This window comes from Actinomyces acetigenes (assembly GCF_031296635.1).
GTDB classification, from domain to species: domain Bacteria; phylum Actinomycetota; class Actinomycetes; order Actinomycetales; family Actinomycetaceae; genus Actinomyces; species Actinomyces acetigenes.
Map to the genome: position 1 here is coordinate 1 of NZ_JASPFC010000048.1, position 15,717 is coordinate 15,717.

The 15,717-nt window shown below is 64.8% G+C and carries 12 protein-coding genes and 4 pseudogenes; 7 read left to right on the forward strand and 9 right to left on the reverse strand.

Annotated elements, in window-relative coordinates:
- Positions 1-174, forward strand: a 174-nt coding sequence (locus RIV14_RS12510; RefSeq protein ID WP_309325211.1) for an integrase core domain-containing protein, incomplete at its 5' end; no start/stop codon positions are given.
- Positions 175-286: 112 nt separating this feature from the next.
- Here the strand turns inward: RIV14_RS12510 and RIV14_RS12515 are convergent.
- The 3 genes and pseudogenes from RIV14_RS12515 to RIV14_RS13820 all read right to left on the reverse strand — a co-directional run.
- The gene (locus tag RIV14_RS12515) at positions 287-940 is read right to left on the reverse strand and encodes an ISL3 family transposase (protein ID WP_309325209.1); all 654 of its coding nucleotides are present in this window, start codon (positions 938-940) and stop codon (positions 287-289) included.
- An 18-nt stretch (positions 941-958) separates the two neighbouring features.
- Positions 959-2,312, reverse strand: a pseudogene (locus RIV14_RS12520) (IS256 family transposase).
- A gap of 49 nt (positions 2,313-2,361) precedes the next feature.
- A pseudogene (locus RIV14_RS13820) lies at positions 2,362-3,044 on the reverse strand (transposase); the annotation flags it as partial.
- Between the two features lie 330 nt (positions 3,045-3,374).
- Here RIV14_RS13820 and RIV14_RS12525 point away from each other — a divergent pair.
- The 3 genes and pseudogenes from RIV14_RS12525 to RIV14_RS13825 form a co-directional block, all read left to right on the forward strand.
- Positions 3,375-3,563 (forward strand): annotated as a pseudogene (locus RIV14_RS12525) (transposase family protein); the annotation flags it as partial.
- Positions 3,564-3,762: 199 nt separating this feature from the next.
- Positions 3,763-4,215: a transposase family protein gene (locus tag RIV14_RS12530; protein ID WP_428978886.1), complete on the forward strand. Its 453-nt coding sequence runs from the start codon at positions 3,763-3,765 to the stop codon at positions 4,213-4,215.
- A pseudogene (locus RIV14_RS13825) lies at positions 4,160-4,458 on the forward strand (hypothetical protein); the annotation flags it as partial. The gene RIV14_RS12530 and the pseudogene RIV14_RS13825, both read left to right, overlap by 56 nt.
- Before the next feature lie 165 nt (positions 4,459-4,623).
- On the opposite strand, the gene RIV14_RS12535 reads toward RIV14_RS13825, so the two are convergent.
- The 5 genes from RIV14_RS12535 to RIV14_RS12555 form a co-directional block, all read right to left on the reverse strand.
- Positions 4,624-5,340, reverse strand: coding sequence for a hypothetical protein (locus tag RIV14_RS12535; protein ID WP_143224248.1), 717 nt, complete (start codon positions 5,338-5,340; stop codon positions 4,624-4,626).
- A complete protein-coding gene (locus RIV14_RS12540; protein ID WP_143224247.1) occupies positions 5,337-7,478 on the reverse strand; it encodes a DUF6571 family protein in 2,142 nt (713 codons plus the stop codon). The genes RIV14_RS12535 and RIV14_RS12540 overlap by 4 nt, the downstream gene beginning before the upstream one ends.
- Positions 7,479-7,533: 55 nt before the next feature.
- A complete protein-coding gene (locus tag RIV14_RS12545; RefSeq protein ID WP_256699368.1) occupies positions 7,534-7,863 on the reverse strand; it encodes a hypothetical protein in 330 nt (109 codons plus the stop codon).
- A 94-nt stretch (positions 7,864-7,957) separates the two neighbouring features.
- Positions 7,958-9,181: a homoserine O-acetyltransferase MetX gene (metX, locus tag RIV14_RS12550; RefSeq protein WP_075373402.1), complete on the reverse strand. Its 1,224-nt coding sequence runs from the start codon at positions 9,179-9,181 to the stop codon at positions 7,958-7,960.
- An 11-nt stretch (positions 9,182-9,192) separates the two neighbouring features.
- The gene (locus RIV14_RS12555) at positions 9,193-10,617 is read right to left on the reverse strand and encodes an O-acetylhomoserine aminocarboxypropyltransferase/cysteine synthase family protein (RefSeq protein WP_075373401.1); all 1,425 of its coding nucleotides are present in this window, start codon (positions 10,615-10,617) and stop codon (positions 9,193-9,195) included.
- Positions 10,618-11,460: 843 nt separating this feature from the next.
- Between RIV14_RS12555 and RIV14_RS12560 the strand changes: the two genes are divergently transcribed.
- Complete coding sequence (locus tag RIV14_RS12560; protein ID WP_081381893.1) at positions 11,461-12,864, forward strand: C40 family peptidase; 1,404 nt, start codon at positions 11,461-11,463, stop codon at positions 12,862-12,864.
- Between the two features lie 251 nt (positions 12,865-13,115).
- Here RIV14_RS12560 and RIV14_RS12565 read toward each other — a convergent pair whose 3' ends face one another.
- The gene (locus RIV14_RS12565; protein ID WP_010614423.1) at positions 13,116-13,616 is read right to left on the reverse strand and encodes an inorganic diphosphatase; all 501 of its coding nucleotides are present in this window, start codon (positions 13,614-13,616) and stop codon (positions 13,116-13,118) included.
- A gap of 234 nt (positions 13,617-13,850) precedes the next feature.
- On the opposite strand from RIV14_RS12565, the gene dacB reads away from it, so the two are divergent.
- Positions 13,851-15,245 carry a D-alanyl-D-alanine carboxypeptidase/D-alanyl-D-alanine endopeptidase gene (dacB, locus tag RIV14_RS12570; protein WP_075373400.1) on the forward strand — a complete coding sequence of 465 codons (1,395 nt, stop codon included), beginning with the start codon at positions 13,851-13,853 and terminating at the stop codon, positions 15,243-15,245.
- Between the two features lie 81 nt (positions 15,246-15,326).
- On the forward strand, positions 15,327-15,717 hold a 391-nt coding region (locus tag RIV14_RS12575), incomplete at its 3' end, for a zinc-dependent metalloprotease (RefSeq protein WP_309325210.1).

Consider the following 15,717-nt stretch of genomic DNA (forward strand, 5'->3'; position numbering starts at 1 on the left):
CTCAAGAATGAGAGAGTCCACCGAATGGTGTATCCCACGAAGGACAAGGCAATAAACGATATTGCCTCATGGATCGAACTGAGATACAATCGTACTCGTCTTCACTCAGCCCTAGGGTATCGCACTCCCGACGAGGTCGAAAGCGATTTCCTGGACTTAACGAAGGCAGCCTGAAGCACAAACAAGCACTGTCCGAAAAACACCCAGCAGTCCAGTTTCTCGGACTGGGGGAGTTTTTCTGGCTCTTCGTGTTTGGGGGTGTGGTAGGTGGGGCTTATCGGCTGGTTTAGGTGGTTGTTGTCAGGTGGTCTTTGAGGCGTCCGGTGTGGATGAGGCTGCGGATGGTGTAGTGGGTGAGGTTGCGGAATCCCAGGGCGATGCCGCGTAGGTGCTCCAGGCGCCCGTTGATCGCTTCGGTGGGGCCGTTGGAGGTACGGGGCTGGTCGAAGTAGGCCAGAATGTCCTGGCTGCGGCTGGTCAGGGTTCTGGCCAGTGCCTGGATCTCCTCCAGCCAGTCTGGGACGGCCTGCCTCAAGGAGTCGATGAGCCGTTGCATCAGGTACTTTCCCAGGCCCGGGTCCTCGGTGCGGTAGGCCTGGATGAGGCGCTGGTAGACGCCCCAGGCGGCCTGGACCGCAGCGTGGCGATCATCAGCGAAGAGGTTCTCCAGGCGCTCGGCCTGGGCATCGGTGAGCAGGCCGGCCCCGGTCAGTAGGGTGCGCCTGGCCCGGTAGAGCCGGTCACCTGCCCGGCCCCGCCGGCCCGTGATCGCCCTCTGGATGCGGCGGCGGCACTGGTCGAGCTTGTCTCCTGCTAGGGACACGACATGAAAAGGGTCCATGACCGCCCGGGCCTGTGGGAGCTCCTCGCCGGCGGCGCTCTTGAACCCGGTGAACCCGTCCATGGCCACCACCTCAACCCGCCCACGCGAGCCTGTCAAGGTTTCTGTGTAAGCGGTTTACAGGTGGGGGGCGAATCGGTCGGGGTATGCGGTGGTGAGCTGGGCCAGGGCCTTGTATCTAGTCGGTGGTGATCTGTCCTTCGACGAGTCTGCCCTTGGCTTTGCGCTTGGATGGTGGCAGTCCTTTCTCCTTGTCACGTTCTCGGGCTCGTTTGTCCTCAACGTCGCAGATCGCCAGCCACAGCAGCTTGACCACCGCCTCATCGGAGGGGAAGTGGCCGCGGTTCTTGGTGACCTTGCGCAGCTGGTAGTTCAGCGACTCGATGCTGTTGGTCGTGTAGATGACGCGCCTGAGCATCGGCGGGAAATCCAGGAACGGGATGAACCTTTCCCAGGCCCGCTCCCAGGTCGCCGCCGCCTGGGGGTACTTGACCCCCAGATCGGACTCAGAGAAGTCGGTCAGGGCCTGCCAAGCGGCCTCCTGGCTCGGGGCGGTGTAGATGGGTTTGACAGCGGCGGCGACCTTCTTGCGGTCCCCGTAGGACACGAACCGCATCGAAGCACGGATCAGGTGGACCACGCAGGTCTGGACCGTTGCCTGGGGCCAGGTCGCCTCGATCGCCTCGGGCAGGCCCGTCAGCCCGTCGCAGCACACGATCAGCACGTCGCTCACGCCTCTGTTGGCCAGCTCAGCGCACACATGCGCCCAGAAGGAGGCTCCTTCCTCGGCCTGGACCCAGATCCTTAAGCCACGTGCTTGATCCCGTCCATGTCCACCCCGACCGCGATATGGGCCGAGCGGGAGGCGACCCGGTGATTGACGCGGACCTTGACCCGGATCGCGTCGAGGTAGATCACCGGGTAGAACTCCTCCAGCGGGCGGCGCTGCCACTCCAGAACAGCGTCAGCGACCGCGTCGGTGATCTTCGAAATGGTCCCCGCGGACAGCTCCACGCTGAGCGTGGAGGCCAGGTGGTGCTGAATGTCGCGCACCGTCATTCCTCCGGCATACAAGCTGATGATCATCGCATCCAGCCCGTCCAGACGACGCTGGCCCTTACGCACCAGGCGCGGCGTGAAGGTCCCGGCCCGGTCCCGAGGCACCACAGGTCTCGAAGGGCCCCACCTCGGAGTCCACCGTCTTGGGTGTGGTCCCGTTCCTGGCGTTGCTGCGCGCCTGGGAGGTCGGCTCGCCCTTTTCATAGCCCAGGTGCTCGGTCAGCTCAGCGGCCAGGCCCCTCTCCAGGGCCTCCTTGACCAGGGCCGGCAGCAGACCATCAGCCCCGGTCATCTTCACCTGGCCGACATCAATCTGCTCGAACAAGCCGTCCAAAGCCCCCTGCGAACGCAGCCGGTCAACCGCATCACGCCCAGTAGGAACCTTCTGTGTGTCGTCATCAGTAGCAGTCATCAGTGTCAGTCCTTCCAACGGAGGGGCTTACACAAACCATTGAACACGCTCGCCCACGCCAGTCCTGGTCGCGCTGGGAGAGCCAGGTCTTGTATGGTCTTCTTGGACCGGCCCGGGACCACGTCCAGCAGGCGGGTCGGACCACTGCGGTCGCGTACGGGGGTCAGGTCAATGACCACGGTGACGTAGCGGTCGCCCCCGCCTGGTGTGGCGCCACACATGCTCATCGACCCCGAGGACCTCTACACCGTCGAAGCGGTGAGGGTTGCCGGTGATGGTCTGCTCGGCTCGGGTCAGTATTGCGTTGTTGGCGGTGTGCCAGGAGTTCCCCCAGGGCGGCCGTGACACGGGAGACGGACATGGCCTCCAGGGCAAGGGCCCGCAGCCCCCACTCCACCGCCGAGCGGGTCAGCCGCGCTCTGGGTTCAGCCAAGGTGGAGGTGTCTTGCCTCCACACCCGGCGGCAGTGGGTGCAGGCGAAGCGCCGCACGCGTACCACCAGCTGCGTGGGCCTCCACCCCACCGGCACATGGGCCAGGCGCCGGGCCACCGTCCCACGGGATACTTCCTGGGCCCCGCAGGCTCTGCAGAACGGGTCCTCAAACCCGATCGGCATACGGCACTCCACAATGGCTCTCGTCGAGGTCAGGAGCTGGCCCACAGCGGTCAGTCCCAGGGCGCCGGGCCCAGGAAGGTCGTCAGATCAGGGTCGGTGAAGGTAGTCTCAGGCACGTCGAGGTCTCTCGTGACGGTTGTGTAGGAACTCCCAACATCGGGGGACCTCGACCCCCACCCAAGCAACGACGCACCCACCCCACCTATGAACTCAATAGGCTCCAGCTACCACACCCTCAAACACGAAGAGCCACTTAACGAAGGCAGCCTGAAGCACAAAACAAGCACTGTCCGAAAAACACCCAGCAGTCCACATTGACGCCATGAGGCTTATTCGTAGGGGTGTTTAGGGTGTTTAAAAGAGGGGTGTGTCGTTAGATAGGGTGGCGGCTTGCTCTTGAGAGAATCTTTGGTGACTAAGCCAGCTCAACCAAGAAGCAAACCGCCATGACGAATAGTAGCACGAGGATCACTCACGATGATGTCCTGGACCTGTGCGAGACCATTCACGCTTCCGGCCCCCTGCCGGTGTTCGGGGCGAGGGTGCTGGGCCTGTTCCTGTGTGTACGCCTGACCCTGACCTACCTGAGGCACAACCTGCCCCAGGAGCTGCTCGCCGAGGTCTACTGCGTCTCGCAGGCCACCGTCTCCCGCGTCATCGCCGCCTACACGCCCCTGATCGCCGCCTGCCTGAACGGCAGTGTTCCAACGGTGGAGGATCTGGACCCCACGGCCCAGCTGATCATCGACGGCACCCTCCTGGAGTGCTGGTCCTGGAAGGACCACCCCGAGCTTGACTTTAGGCAAGCACAAGACCACGGGGCTGAACGTCCAGGTGGCCTGCACCCTGTCAGGGGCCCTGGCCTGGGTCTCCGACCCTCAGGACGGATGCACGCACGACGCCAAGGCCCTGCGCCGCTGCGGCCTGCTCGACGTCCCCGCCACCGACCTGCCCGACGGAGTCTCACCACCACGCCATATCGGCGACAAGGGGTACATCGGACTGGGCATGATCACCCCCAAGAGAAAACCCCCGAACCTGCCTCTTCACCCTGACGACAAGACCTACAACAAGACCGTCAACCAGGTCCGCTACAAGATCGAGCGAGTCATCGCCAACATCAAGACCTGGAGAGTCCTGCACACCGGTTACAGAAGACCACTAGAAACCTTCCCGGAAACCATCGCAGCCATCCTCGGACTCATATTCACATACACCCCACGAATAAGCCTCCATCACCCCCAGAAGGGGCTCGCGGAGCGAGCGGGACAAGAGTCTCAAGGCTGAGCCGGTGTGGGACCCGGTCATCCATCCGGGCTCGTGGAGGGCGGTGTGGTCCTACTCCAAGAAACGCGCTGCCTGCGATAACCATAGACCCACTCTCCCTGGTCGTAGCCCGCTACATCAAAACGTCAGCGTCAAACACGTCATCCGCACACTCGTACCCCTCTCCAGGACGTCATCATCAACCTTAACGGTCACCATCTTACAGCCGCACCGCATTTGAACGACACTGCCAACGACATTTGACAGCAAGAAACATTTCAACAGTGCGACAGAACTGTGCGACCCAGGATTAAGAAGTAATGGTTGCCAAATTCTGGATAGATTCCGCGATCGAGCGGTCACATTAAAAAGCGTGGCGCATTACTCAAGGGTCTCAGCGACATCGAACTCTTACCCGTTTCGTTCAGGTCAACGCACAGGCCGCGGAGATTCTGTGTCACGTAGGGGGTTGGAGTCTTCAGGGTAGAATGTAAGCTCCTGCTTCGGGCTGGATGCGACTTGGGGAATTTGATTGCCGACAAGCTGGAAGATAGACATAAGCATGTGGATGTTCTGATTCAAGCCAGCTGTGTTCTTGCCGCCTCGGACGGCATATGAGACTCTCATTGTAAGGATGTGACCGTCAGGGTACCTCCAAGCGAGTAGTGGTCCTGAATCGTTTTTCTCGTAAGTGAATCCCTGGCCTTTCGCATTGTCTGAGGAGATCTCTTCCACTCCCTCATGCTGCATTGCTTGATCGAACGGGACGGCGGCGACGTTTTCGCCAAAGTCTACTACGGAGCCTCCTTGGTAATGGATTTCAATTTTGGAGAACGCGGTATCGTCAGGGAAGTATATTCTACAGTGAAGAGTGGGGAGAACTGTCTCGTTGTTAGGAGACTGATTAGCGGGAATCGGATCATGTTCGTATGCGAAGCTCGTGATCTGGGAGGCAGTCACTCCTTCAAGTTGTTGCGCATCTACAAGGTCACATACATTAACGCTACCTTTGACAGCATTTGTGATGGATGCTGGTGCGCTGGCTTCGCTGACTGCTCCACATCCACTAAAGGCAAGTGAGAGCCCCGTCATCAATGATATCACAATTGAAGGCAATACTGTTCGGCGTGTTGTAGTTAACTTCATCCTCGTTTCCTGCCTTCGCTAATTCCGCGGTCTCGGGCGTCTGCTCGGGTCCCTTTAAAGTCATCTCCTAACTTGTCCAGTTTATCGTCCCTTGGCCGCTCGGCTTCTTCTGGGGCACCTTCGGGATCTGGTGATTGCACAGAGTTGACCCAGTCGGTTACTTCGCCGTTCTTTGTGCCGTGCGTATTTGAAAGGTCGATATAATGACTTCCGTCATCCTTCTGTTTTATCCAGGTGTATGTATTGCTTCCCGGGGCTGTGAAATCCCGTTCGTCAAGTAGTCCAGCATTGGCTGCGTCCTGTACCGAAGCAGCCCAGAGTGACCGCTCTGAATTTTCTTCAGGAACCTGAACGGCACTGGATCCGGTTGCGTCGGCTACCGCGCTTGCGACGATGGGTTTTGTTAGCGTCGTGACTGCAGGCTTAATGAGCTGTCCTGCTGTTGAGTCGATCGCAGTAGCTGCTGGGCCGCCCCATAGTGATACTCCTGTAAGCGCTACATCAGTAAAAATGTTTACCGCAGCGTTAGCGCTCTTCGATGACTCTTCTTTTCCGTTGTTGTATTTCTGATCAGCAAGTCCTGTGAGGAGTCCTACAGCTTCCGCTCCCTGCGTATAGGCATCATGAATGCCCGCAAGTTTATCTGCATCTGTTTTATGTCCAGCAATGCTCTCCTGGGAGCGCTGCCGGGCGTGCTCTGCAAGTCCAGCCGCAATTGTTCCGGTTGCATCTTCGTTGTCGGCTACCGTGTAAGCCAAGTCTGTGATGTAGTGAGACAGGTCGCCGTTGCTGCTCGGTTGAAATCCTGGAAGATACTTTCGGGTTTTAGGGTCGTAGACGCCCCCCTCTACCCAGGCATTAGTTACTTCAGGAGCGCAGTTTGCGAGCAGTTGACCAATGTGGGCTTTAGTGTCGTCATTGTATAGATCCTTGTTGGTGTTGTCAACAAGGTACTTGATCGAGAATCCCGACAAGTCGTCAGCGCGAGTAGCCCCTTCAGTTCCGCCGCGTTTAGATGAACCTGCAGCGATTGCTGCTGTGAACCCTGAAAGTCCGGCTTCGTCCCAATCGCGCTTTGAAAGGTCGAACAGACGGGTCGTGTCTGCCCCAGGGTTCCCGTCTGGATGTATCCCCTGCGGGGCTAGGAAGTCTAAAGCTGCATCAGGATTGTTCCCCATCGCACTTAATACACCAGAAAGAGGGTCCCTCGAAGGGGAATCCCAGTATTTGCCGATAAATTGCTCGCCTATCCCTTTATGGTCGGGGACCCCGTCATTTAAGTAGCTGTAGTAACTACGTACGGCGTCGTAGTCGATTTTCTCCAGCCCTTTACCCAATTCGACAAGGAAAGTCTTGCCGAACTTTAGGTCGTTGATGTGGTCGTGGTCTGCGTCGTTGCCGTCGAGAATCGCATTGAGGACAGTTATTCTCCCGTAATGACCTTTGCTGTTTACTGAACCAACAATTTTGTTGGCTGCTTCTTGTGATTCCTTGTCGCTCCAGGTTGTTGATGCGGTTGCTAGGCAAGCGCCAAGCAGATCTGTTAGGGCTAAACTGCGTAGATGCGCGCTGGCGGTCTTTGAATTGGCTGAGTTGCCGCTTTGCCCGAAAGTATCTTCTGCATCAAGTGGTAGTTGTGTGAGGTTTTCTGGGCCTATTGTGTCGATGAGCCCAACAGAGTAGGAGGGATTGTCCTTGTAGGTGCTCATCGAAGCTATGACCTCGTCGTATGACCGCCCACTTTTTGGGGTTCCGCCTCCAGTAATCGTTTGGAGATCCTTAGCGTCCAGGGCGCCTTGGCTCCAGGTGTCAAACTCGTTCTTTCCTCCTTTCAAAACCGTGTCGGGAACGTTCTCCACGGTGATTGTTCCGCCATTCATGGTGGCTACGCCACTCTGATTGAGCTCGATGATACGGTTCATCTCGCTCTCGATCTGATCAGCGCAAGTGCGAACATTATCGATGTGGGTGGCAGAATTGTTGCAGAACGTATCGACCGCTTTTGAGGGCGAAGGGTCTCCCAGCCTCTCACTCTCTGTGTCGATGCTCCCTCGGGCACGTCCCGCCTCGTCGGACTTGTCACGAAGCCCCTTGATCTTCTTTTTCAAGTTGTCGGGATTAAGCTTGATGGTGCCCATTTGCGAATCTTTCTTCGATACTGCTGGTGAATAAAGTGTTAAAGCGTTGATCGAACTAGTCGTCTTTTAAGGCGTCAGAATCTTTTTCTTGATTGAGTAAGCCGTAAAGATCAGCAAAGTCGGCTGCTAGTTGATTCAGAGGCTCCGTGACTGAGGCGGCTTCCTGATCCGCGAGAGTGGATGTCCACGTGTCCGCGGCATTGATGCCCTGGGCGTACGTGCTCCCCGGGTTGGCTGGCTGCCCGTTCGGCCCGTCCTCGAAACCCAAGGACCTGGTCTTGGTGCCCACGAAGTCGGCAAGCTTCTGAAGATTCTCGCGAGTCTTGGCCTTATCCACAACGCATCTCTCCATCAAATACGTGACCGGTGGGTAGGTGGTGCTCACTGTATTAGCGGCGACGAGAGTGATCAAGCGATTTCAAGGCGAAGTTCTACCCATCGAGCACTTCGGACACCTGTTCGGCGGCGGATCTGAGTTCTCAGGAAGCCCCGGCCAGGAAGTCGCGCAGGATGGCGTCCATCTGGTCGGCCTCGATGAGGAAGCCGTCATGCCCGTGCAAGGAGCTGATCGTCTCGCGCCTCGCGCCGGGAATACCTCCGGCCAGCTCCTCAGCCTGGGCTGGCAGGAAGAGCCGGTCGGAGTCCACGTCCACCACGAGCGTGCGTGCCTGCACGCTCGCCAGCGCCGCCTCGATGCCGCCGCGCCCCGTGCCGACGTCGTGCACCATCATCGAGTGGGTGACGATGAGGTAGGTGTTAGCGTCGAAGCGCGCCAGCAGCTTGCCGGCGTGGTAGTCCAGGTAGGACTCCACCTGGTAGCGCCCGCCCACCGCCGGGTCCTCCTCGCCCTGGTGGCGCCGCCCGAAGCGCTCGTCGAGCTCGGCGGCACTGCGGTAGGTCGTGTGCGCCAGCGCCCGCGCCAGCCCCAGCCCCCGCACCGGCCCCACCGAGTGGGAGTAGTAGTCGCCGTCGAAGAAGAAGGGGTCGGCCACGATCGCCAGCTCCTGCAGGTGGCACCAGGCCAGCTGGTCAGCGGTCGTCGAGGCCCCCGTGGCCACCAGCGCCAGGTTGCGCACCCGCTGCGGGTGGGTGACCCCCCACTCGATCGCCCGGTGCCCGCCCAACGACGCCCCGATGACCAGGTGGAAGACCTCGATCCCCAGCGCGTCGGCCAGACGCGCCTCGGCCTCGACGGCGTCGCGCGTGGTCAGCCACGGGAAGCGCGACCCCCAGGGGCGCCCATCCGGCGCCGTCGACGACGGCCCCGTCGAGCCCTGGCAGCCGCCCAGGATGTTGGCCGCCACCACGAAGTAGCGCTCGGTGTCGATGGCCCGCCCGGGCCCCACCAGGTCCGACCACCAGCCCGGCGTCGGGTGCCCGGGCCCCGCCTCGCCGGTGACGTGGGAGTCGCCGGTCAGGGCATGCAGCACGAGCACCGCGTTGTCGCGCTGCGGGCTCAGCTCCCCCCAGGTCTCGAAGGCCAGGACCGTGTTGGGCAGGACCTCCCCGGACTCCAGGGGCAGGTCCCCGATCTCCAGGAACCGACGGTGCCCCGGTTCGTCGCCGGGCCGCCAGGCGCCCGTGGGGGAGCCGGCCTTGCGGTCCACCAGCTTGGAGGAGGCCGTGCCCACGCCGAAGACGGCCGGCTCGGTCTGGGTGCTGCCGCTGGAGACGGGGTAGGAGGAGGATGTGGTCGCACTCATGGCACGCCGCCTCAGGCCCCGGCCGCCGCGCTCGGCTCTCCCGCCCCAACGGCCCGGGCCGCCGCCAGGCCGCGCTCGAGGTCGGCCAGGATGTCGTCGATGTGCTCGATCCCCACGCTCAGGCGCACGGTCCCGGCACCGATCCCGGCCGCGGCCAGACCGGCGTCATCGAGCTGGGAGTGCGTCGTGGTGGCCGGGTGGATCGCTAGCGAGCGCACGTCCCCAATGTTGGCCAGGTTAGAGAACAGACTCAGGGCGTCAATGAAGGCCGCCCCCGCCTCGCGCCCGCCGGCCAGGTCGAAGGTGAGGATCGATCCCGCCCCGCGCGGACAGTACTTGCGGTGCCGCTCGTAGTAAGGGCTGGAGGCCAGCCCCGAGTAGCGCACCGAGGCGACGTCGTCGCGCCCCTCCAGCCAGGTGGCCACCGCCAGGGCGTTGTCCACGTGCCGCTCCATGCGCAGCGAGAGCGTCTCGATGCCCTGGGCGATGAGGAAGGCCGAGTGCGGCGCCAGCGCGAAGCCGAGGTCGCGCTGGCCCTCGGCGCGCGCCTTGAGGATGAAGGCCAGGTTTGCGCCCAACGGGCTGCCCACCCCCAGGTCCCGGGCGTAGACCAGGCCGTGGTAGGACTCGTCGGGCGTGTTGAAGCCGGGGAAGCGCTCGGGCTGGGCCGCGAAGTCGAAGCCGCCGGAGTCCACGATCACGCCCGCCACGGACGAGCCGTGCCCGCCCAGGAACTTCGTCGCCGAGGCCACCACGATGTCCGCGCCCCACTCGAAGGGGCGGGTCAGGAACGGCGAGGCCACCGTGTTGTCCACGACCAGCGGGATGCCCAGCTCGTGCGCGGCCGCCGAGATCGCCTCGATGTCGAGGATGTCGCCGCGCGGGTTGGGGATCGACTCCCCGAAGAAGGCGACAGTGCGCTCGTCGGCCAGCGCCGCCCAGGCCGCCGGGTCGCCCGTGTCGTCCACGAAGCGCGCCTCGATGCCCAGCCGCGGCAGGGTATGGGTGAGCAGGTTCGTGGTGCCGCCGTACAGGGAGGGCGAGGCCACGATGTTGTTGCCCGCCCCGCCCAGCGTCACCAGGGCGAGGGTCGTGGCCGCCTGCCCCGACGACGTCAGCAGCGCCCCGACACCGCCCTCCAGGGCCGCGATCCGCTGCTCGACGATGTCATTGGTGGGGTTGTTCAGGCGCGTGTAGATCGGGCCCAGGTCACTCAGGGCGAAGCGGGAGGCCGCCTGCTCGGCCGACTCGAAGACGTAGGAGGAGGTCTGGTAGATCGGGATGGCCCGGGCGTGGGTGGGCTCGGACATCGGGTCGTGCCCGGCCTGGACCTGCTTGGTCTCAAAGCGCCAGCCCGCCGGGCTGGTGGGGGAGGGGGCCGGCTGCGCGCCCTGGGGGGCGGCCTGGTCGGGGGCGGTGGGGTGCTGGTCGGTCATGAGGACTCCTTGGTGGTTCCCGGTGACCGGCGGCGATGTCAGTGCCACGAGCGGTGCCTGCCTCGCGCCGGCGGTTGCGGCGCGCCTACGGGCGGCTGCCTGGGTCGCTGCGCCCGGCGTCGGAGGCGGCCCGGCAGCAGGAGGGGGCGAGGTGTCGTGGCGCTGAGTCGTCCGCCGTCACCGTTGCTGCAACTTCTGTGATGGTGCGGGTGAGGGCGGGGACGCGCACGTGGGCCGACGGCGGCGTGCGCGTCAGCTGCGCATTCGCCCCGTGGTGGGGGCGTCCGGCCGAAGGGCCTCAGGACGACGGAACATGCTCCGACTTTAGCGGTTTCCTCCGCGGGTGGTCCAAACGCGTGTCCGCCATGCGGCCGCGGTGTAGGGCTCGGCGCGGGTGCGGCACCGGTGCGGCGCCTTCACGGCGTCCCCTTGCCGCGGGGCGGTGCCGGCCTGTCCGGCCTGTCCGGCCTGAGTGACCGCCTTCCGTCGGCGACGATCCGGCCGTTTCAACCCAGAGTGGCCTGCACAAACGGTCATTTGTGCCGGATGTCATATCGGTCACGGTCATATGACGACGACGAAGAGCCCCGTCAGCGCAGGCACAATCCGTTAACTACAGAGATGTAAGTTATGATTGTGAATAGTGTGAATTCTGTTTTCAGATGGGGCCAAAGCGACTAGTGTGGCTTTGTCGCATCCGGGCTGACGCTGTCTGCCGTCTTCGTCCCCTCATCCGCTCCGTGCCCCCGTGATCTCGCGGAACGGATCCCGACGGCGGACCGGCGCCGGTCCCCGGGTGAGGCGTCATCCTCACGTTCAGCCCCATCACGACGGAGAACCCCTGTGAGCTCGATCCCCCCAAGACGGCACGGATACGGTGTTGTCGCCACCGCAGTGGTGGCCCTGGCGTGCACCCTGGCGCCATCGGTGCTGGCCGACCCCGTGGATCAGAGCGACATCGATCGCTCCAAGGCCTCCGAGCGCTCGACCTCCACCTCCATCGCCTCCCTGGAGGCCCAGCTCGCTCAGGAGAGCAGCAACCTGGAGGAGGCCCAGATCAAGGCTCAGGTCGCCAACGAGGACTACCTGACCGCCGTCGACGAGCTCAACACGGCCACCAAGGACGCCCAGACCGCCCAGGCCAATGCCGACGCCGCCGCCTCCAGCACGGCTACGGCCCGCTCCGACCTCGGCTCGATCGTCGTCCAGACCTACCAGGAGAGCGGCAACCCGCTCGACCCGCTCACCCCCTACCTCACCAGCGAGTCACTGGCGGACCTGGCCGACGCCGACGTCGCCCTGACCCGGGCCGGCGAGAAGAACAACGCCAAGGTCCAGAACGTCGAGGCCCTCGAGGCGGTGGCCGCGAGTATGCAGACCATCGCCGACCAGAAGGTCACGGCCAAGGAGACCGCCACAACCGCCGCCGCGACCGCCAAGTCCGACGCCGAGGCCGCCGCCAACGACGCCCAGAACGCCGTCACCACCACCCGCACCAACCGCCAGAACCTCATCGTCCAGCTGGCCGCCCAGCGCAACACCACCGTCGAGCTGGAGACGAAGTATCAGAACCAGGTCGAGGCCGAGCGTAAGGCCCGTGAGGAGGCCGCCGCCCAGGCAGCCGCCAAGGCGGCCTCGGAGAAGGCGGCCGCCGACCTCGCTCAGAAGCAGGCCGAGCAGGCCGCCGCCCAGCCTCAGGAGTCGACCCCTGCTCCCCAGGAGCAGTCGAGCCAGCCCAACCCGAGCCCCCAGTCCTCCGCCCAGGAACCCGCCACCACCTCCCAGCCGGAGCCCGAGGCGGCCGATGAGGAGGAGGCCGCACCCTCTCCCACTCCCACCCCGGCCCCGGAGCCTGAGCCTGAGCCCACGCCGTCGTACTCCGGCAACGCGGCCTCCACCGCCATCAACGCGGCCATGGGCTACATCGGAACCCCCTACGTGTGGGCCGGGGAGTCGGCGTCGGGCCTGGACTGCTCGGGGCTGACGATGGTCTCCTATGCGGCCGCCGGCGTGTACCTCACGCACTCCTCGCGCGTGCAGTACGGGGAGGGCACCCAGGTCCCGCTCGACGCCGCCCAGCCCGGGGACCTGGTCTTCTGGTCCTCCGACGGCAGCCAGTCCGGCATCTACCACGTCGCCATCTACCTGGGCGACGACACAATGATCGAGGCGCCGACCTTCGGCATGACCGTGCGCGTCACCCCCATGCGCTACTCCGGCGTCATGCCCTACGCGGTGCGCTTCTGAGGCGGGGGCGGGCGGCACCCCGCCGGCATCATGCCCTACGCGGTGCGTCTCTCAACACTCTCAGTGGCAGTCCTCCCGCCGTGAGGTAACCCGCCAGGACACTGAACCGCCCCACCCCTGAGCAGGGGTGGGGCGGCATATGTGCTCGAAGGCGTGGCGGGTCTGGCGGGAGCGGCGCGAGGAACGAGCGGCGCGGATGGTAGCCGAGAGCATGTATGCCGCCCCGCCTCGCCCCGCCCGCCTGGCTAGCGTCAGTGTCCCTCGCGGGCGACGCGGTCGGCCTCGCGCTGGAAGGACTGGCGGATCTCCTCCTCGGCCTCCTCGCGGCCCACCCAGTGGGCGCCCTCGACGGACTTGCCGGGCTCGAGGTCCTTGTAGACCTCGAAGAAGTGCTGGATCTCCAGGCGGTGGAACTCTGAGACGTCCTCGATGTCGGTACGCCAGGAGGCGCGCTGGTCGGCGCTGGGCACGCACAGGACCTTGTCGTCGCCGCCCTTCTCGTCGCGCATGCGGAACATGCCCAGTGCGCGGCAGCGGATGACGCAGCCGGGGAAGGTCGGCTCCTCCAGCAGGACCAGCGCGTCGAGGGGGTCGCCGTCCTCACCGAGGGTCCCGTCGATGTAGCCGTAGTCGTCGGGGTAGCGCGTCGAGGTGAAGAGCATGCGGTCCAGGCGGATTCGGCCGGTCTCGTGATCGATCTCGTACTTGTTGCGGTTGCCCTTGGGGATCTCAATCGTGACGTCGAACTCCACGGGGAGCCTCCTTCGCTCGTGTCTTCAGCTCGTTGGGCGCTGGAACGGTGCCTGCTGGTCGGCGTCGATCCGGCGGGGCGGGTATTGATGGCACTAGTGTGGCGCACGACAGCGCCTGAGGTCGGTAAACGCGTACTCTGCACGTCGGTGCACCGGTGGCGGTAACCTCCTGGGCGCCCCATCCACCTGATATACAGGCCATCCCGCCTGTCCACAACCCAGTCCGGAGGACGTATGCGCAAGGTCCAGACCGCTGCCCTGACAGCGGCGAGCCTGCTGGTTTTCGGCGGCTACTACAGCCTGGGCGATGCTCTCGACCTGTTGCCCGGCCCGGTGACGGTCGCCTATGCCGACGTCGCCCCCCGGCCCTTCCCGACTCCGGCCGGCCCCAGCGCCAAGACCGCCGCCGCCCCCTCCGGCCTGGACCAGGGGGCTCCCACGCCCTCCAAGGCTGCCCTGAGCGGCTACGCCCAGGGCGTGGCCTCCGACGCCGCCCTGACCGGGGGGAACGTGACGGCCTCCGTCGTCGACGTCGCCACCGGCGAGGAGCTGCTGGACCGCTCGGCCGCCACCGGGGTGACGCCGGCCTCCACCAACAAGGTGCTCACCGCCTGGGCCGCCCTGTCCTCCATGGGGCCGGGGCACACCCTTCAGACCAAGGCCGTCCTGGAGGGGCAGACCCTCACCCTCGTGGGCGGCGGTGACGTGCTGCTGGCCGACAACGAGGGCGACCCGAGCGCCACGGCCGGCCACGCGGGCCTGGGCGACCTCGCCCGCGCCACCGCTGAGAAGCTCAAGTCCCAGGGGACGACGTCGGTCTCCCTGCGCCTGGACGACACCCTGTTCACCGGTGCCCAGTGGAACGAGAAGTGGGAGGCCGGCAACGAGCAGTACGTGGCCAAGATCCAGCCGATCATGGTGGATGTCTCGGCCACCCAGAACCAGGGCTACCCGGAGGATCCGGCCATGGGGGCCGCCCAGGCCTTCGCCAAGCACCTGAGCGAGGCCGGCATCACGGTCGACGGCGAACCGACGCGCGCCGCAGCCTCCGGTAGCGCCCGGGAGATGGCCTCGGTCTCCTCCGCCCCGCTGTCCGACATCCTCGCCCTGTCGCTGAAGACCTCCGACAACACGATGACCGAGGTCGAGGGGCGCCTCGTGGCCGCACACGCCAAGGAGACCACCGACTTCGCCGGGGCCTCCAAGGCCGTGCTCGCCCAGCTGGGCAAGGACGGCTTCGACACCTCCGGGGTGACACTCCTGGACTCCTCGGGGCTGGCCAAGGGCAACAAGGTCCCCGCCAGGCTCCTGGCCCAGATCCTCGCCAAGGCCGCCGGAGGCGAGGGCAGCTCGGCCGGACGCACCCTCATCGCCGATCTGCCCGTCGCCGCCCTGGACGGGACCCTGGACCACCGCCTGCACGACACCGCCGCCGCCGGGACGGTGCGCGCCAAGACCGGCTCACTGGAGCAGACCTCCTCCCTGGCCGGGGTCGTCACCACCGCCGACGGGCGCCAGCTGGCCTTCGCGGTCCTGGCCAACGGCTTCCCCGCCAACGGCGTCGGGGCGGCCGCGGCCGCGATCGACAACCACTTCGTGGCGCCCCTGGCCTCCTGCGGCTGCTCGTGAGAGGCGCGGCGGCGTGTTCGGCGCAGTGGCGAAAGGCAGGGGCTCGGGCAGCCCGGTGAACTCGGCGAGAAAGGTGTCACGGTGACGACCCAGGGCACAGCGGCGGGCCTCGTCGACTGGCGGACGGTGGAGCGCCTGAGCGCGCTCATCCCGGCAGGCCCCAGCGCCTCGCGCTCGGCGCGCGCCAGCTCGGTGGCGGTCCTGCGCCGCTCCGCCCAGGAGGCGCCGGCCTGGGTCGCCAGGATCACCGGTCTGAACCGGGCGGCTCAGCAGGTCGCCGAGACCACGCGCGTGAGCGTCGTCGACCGGGCCGGGCTCGTGCGCGCCTCCACCCGGGCGCTGCGCGGCCTCATGGAACAGGTGCCCGCCCCGCAGGCCTCGGAGGCGATCCAGCTCGTCGGGGCCGCCGAGGTCGCCGGGGCGATGAGCCTGCTCGCCACCCGGCTCCTGGGGCAGGTGGTGCCCGCGGCCT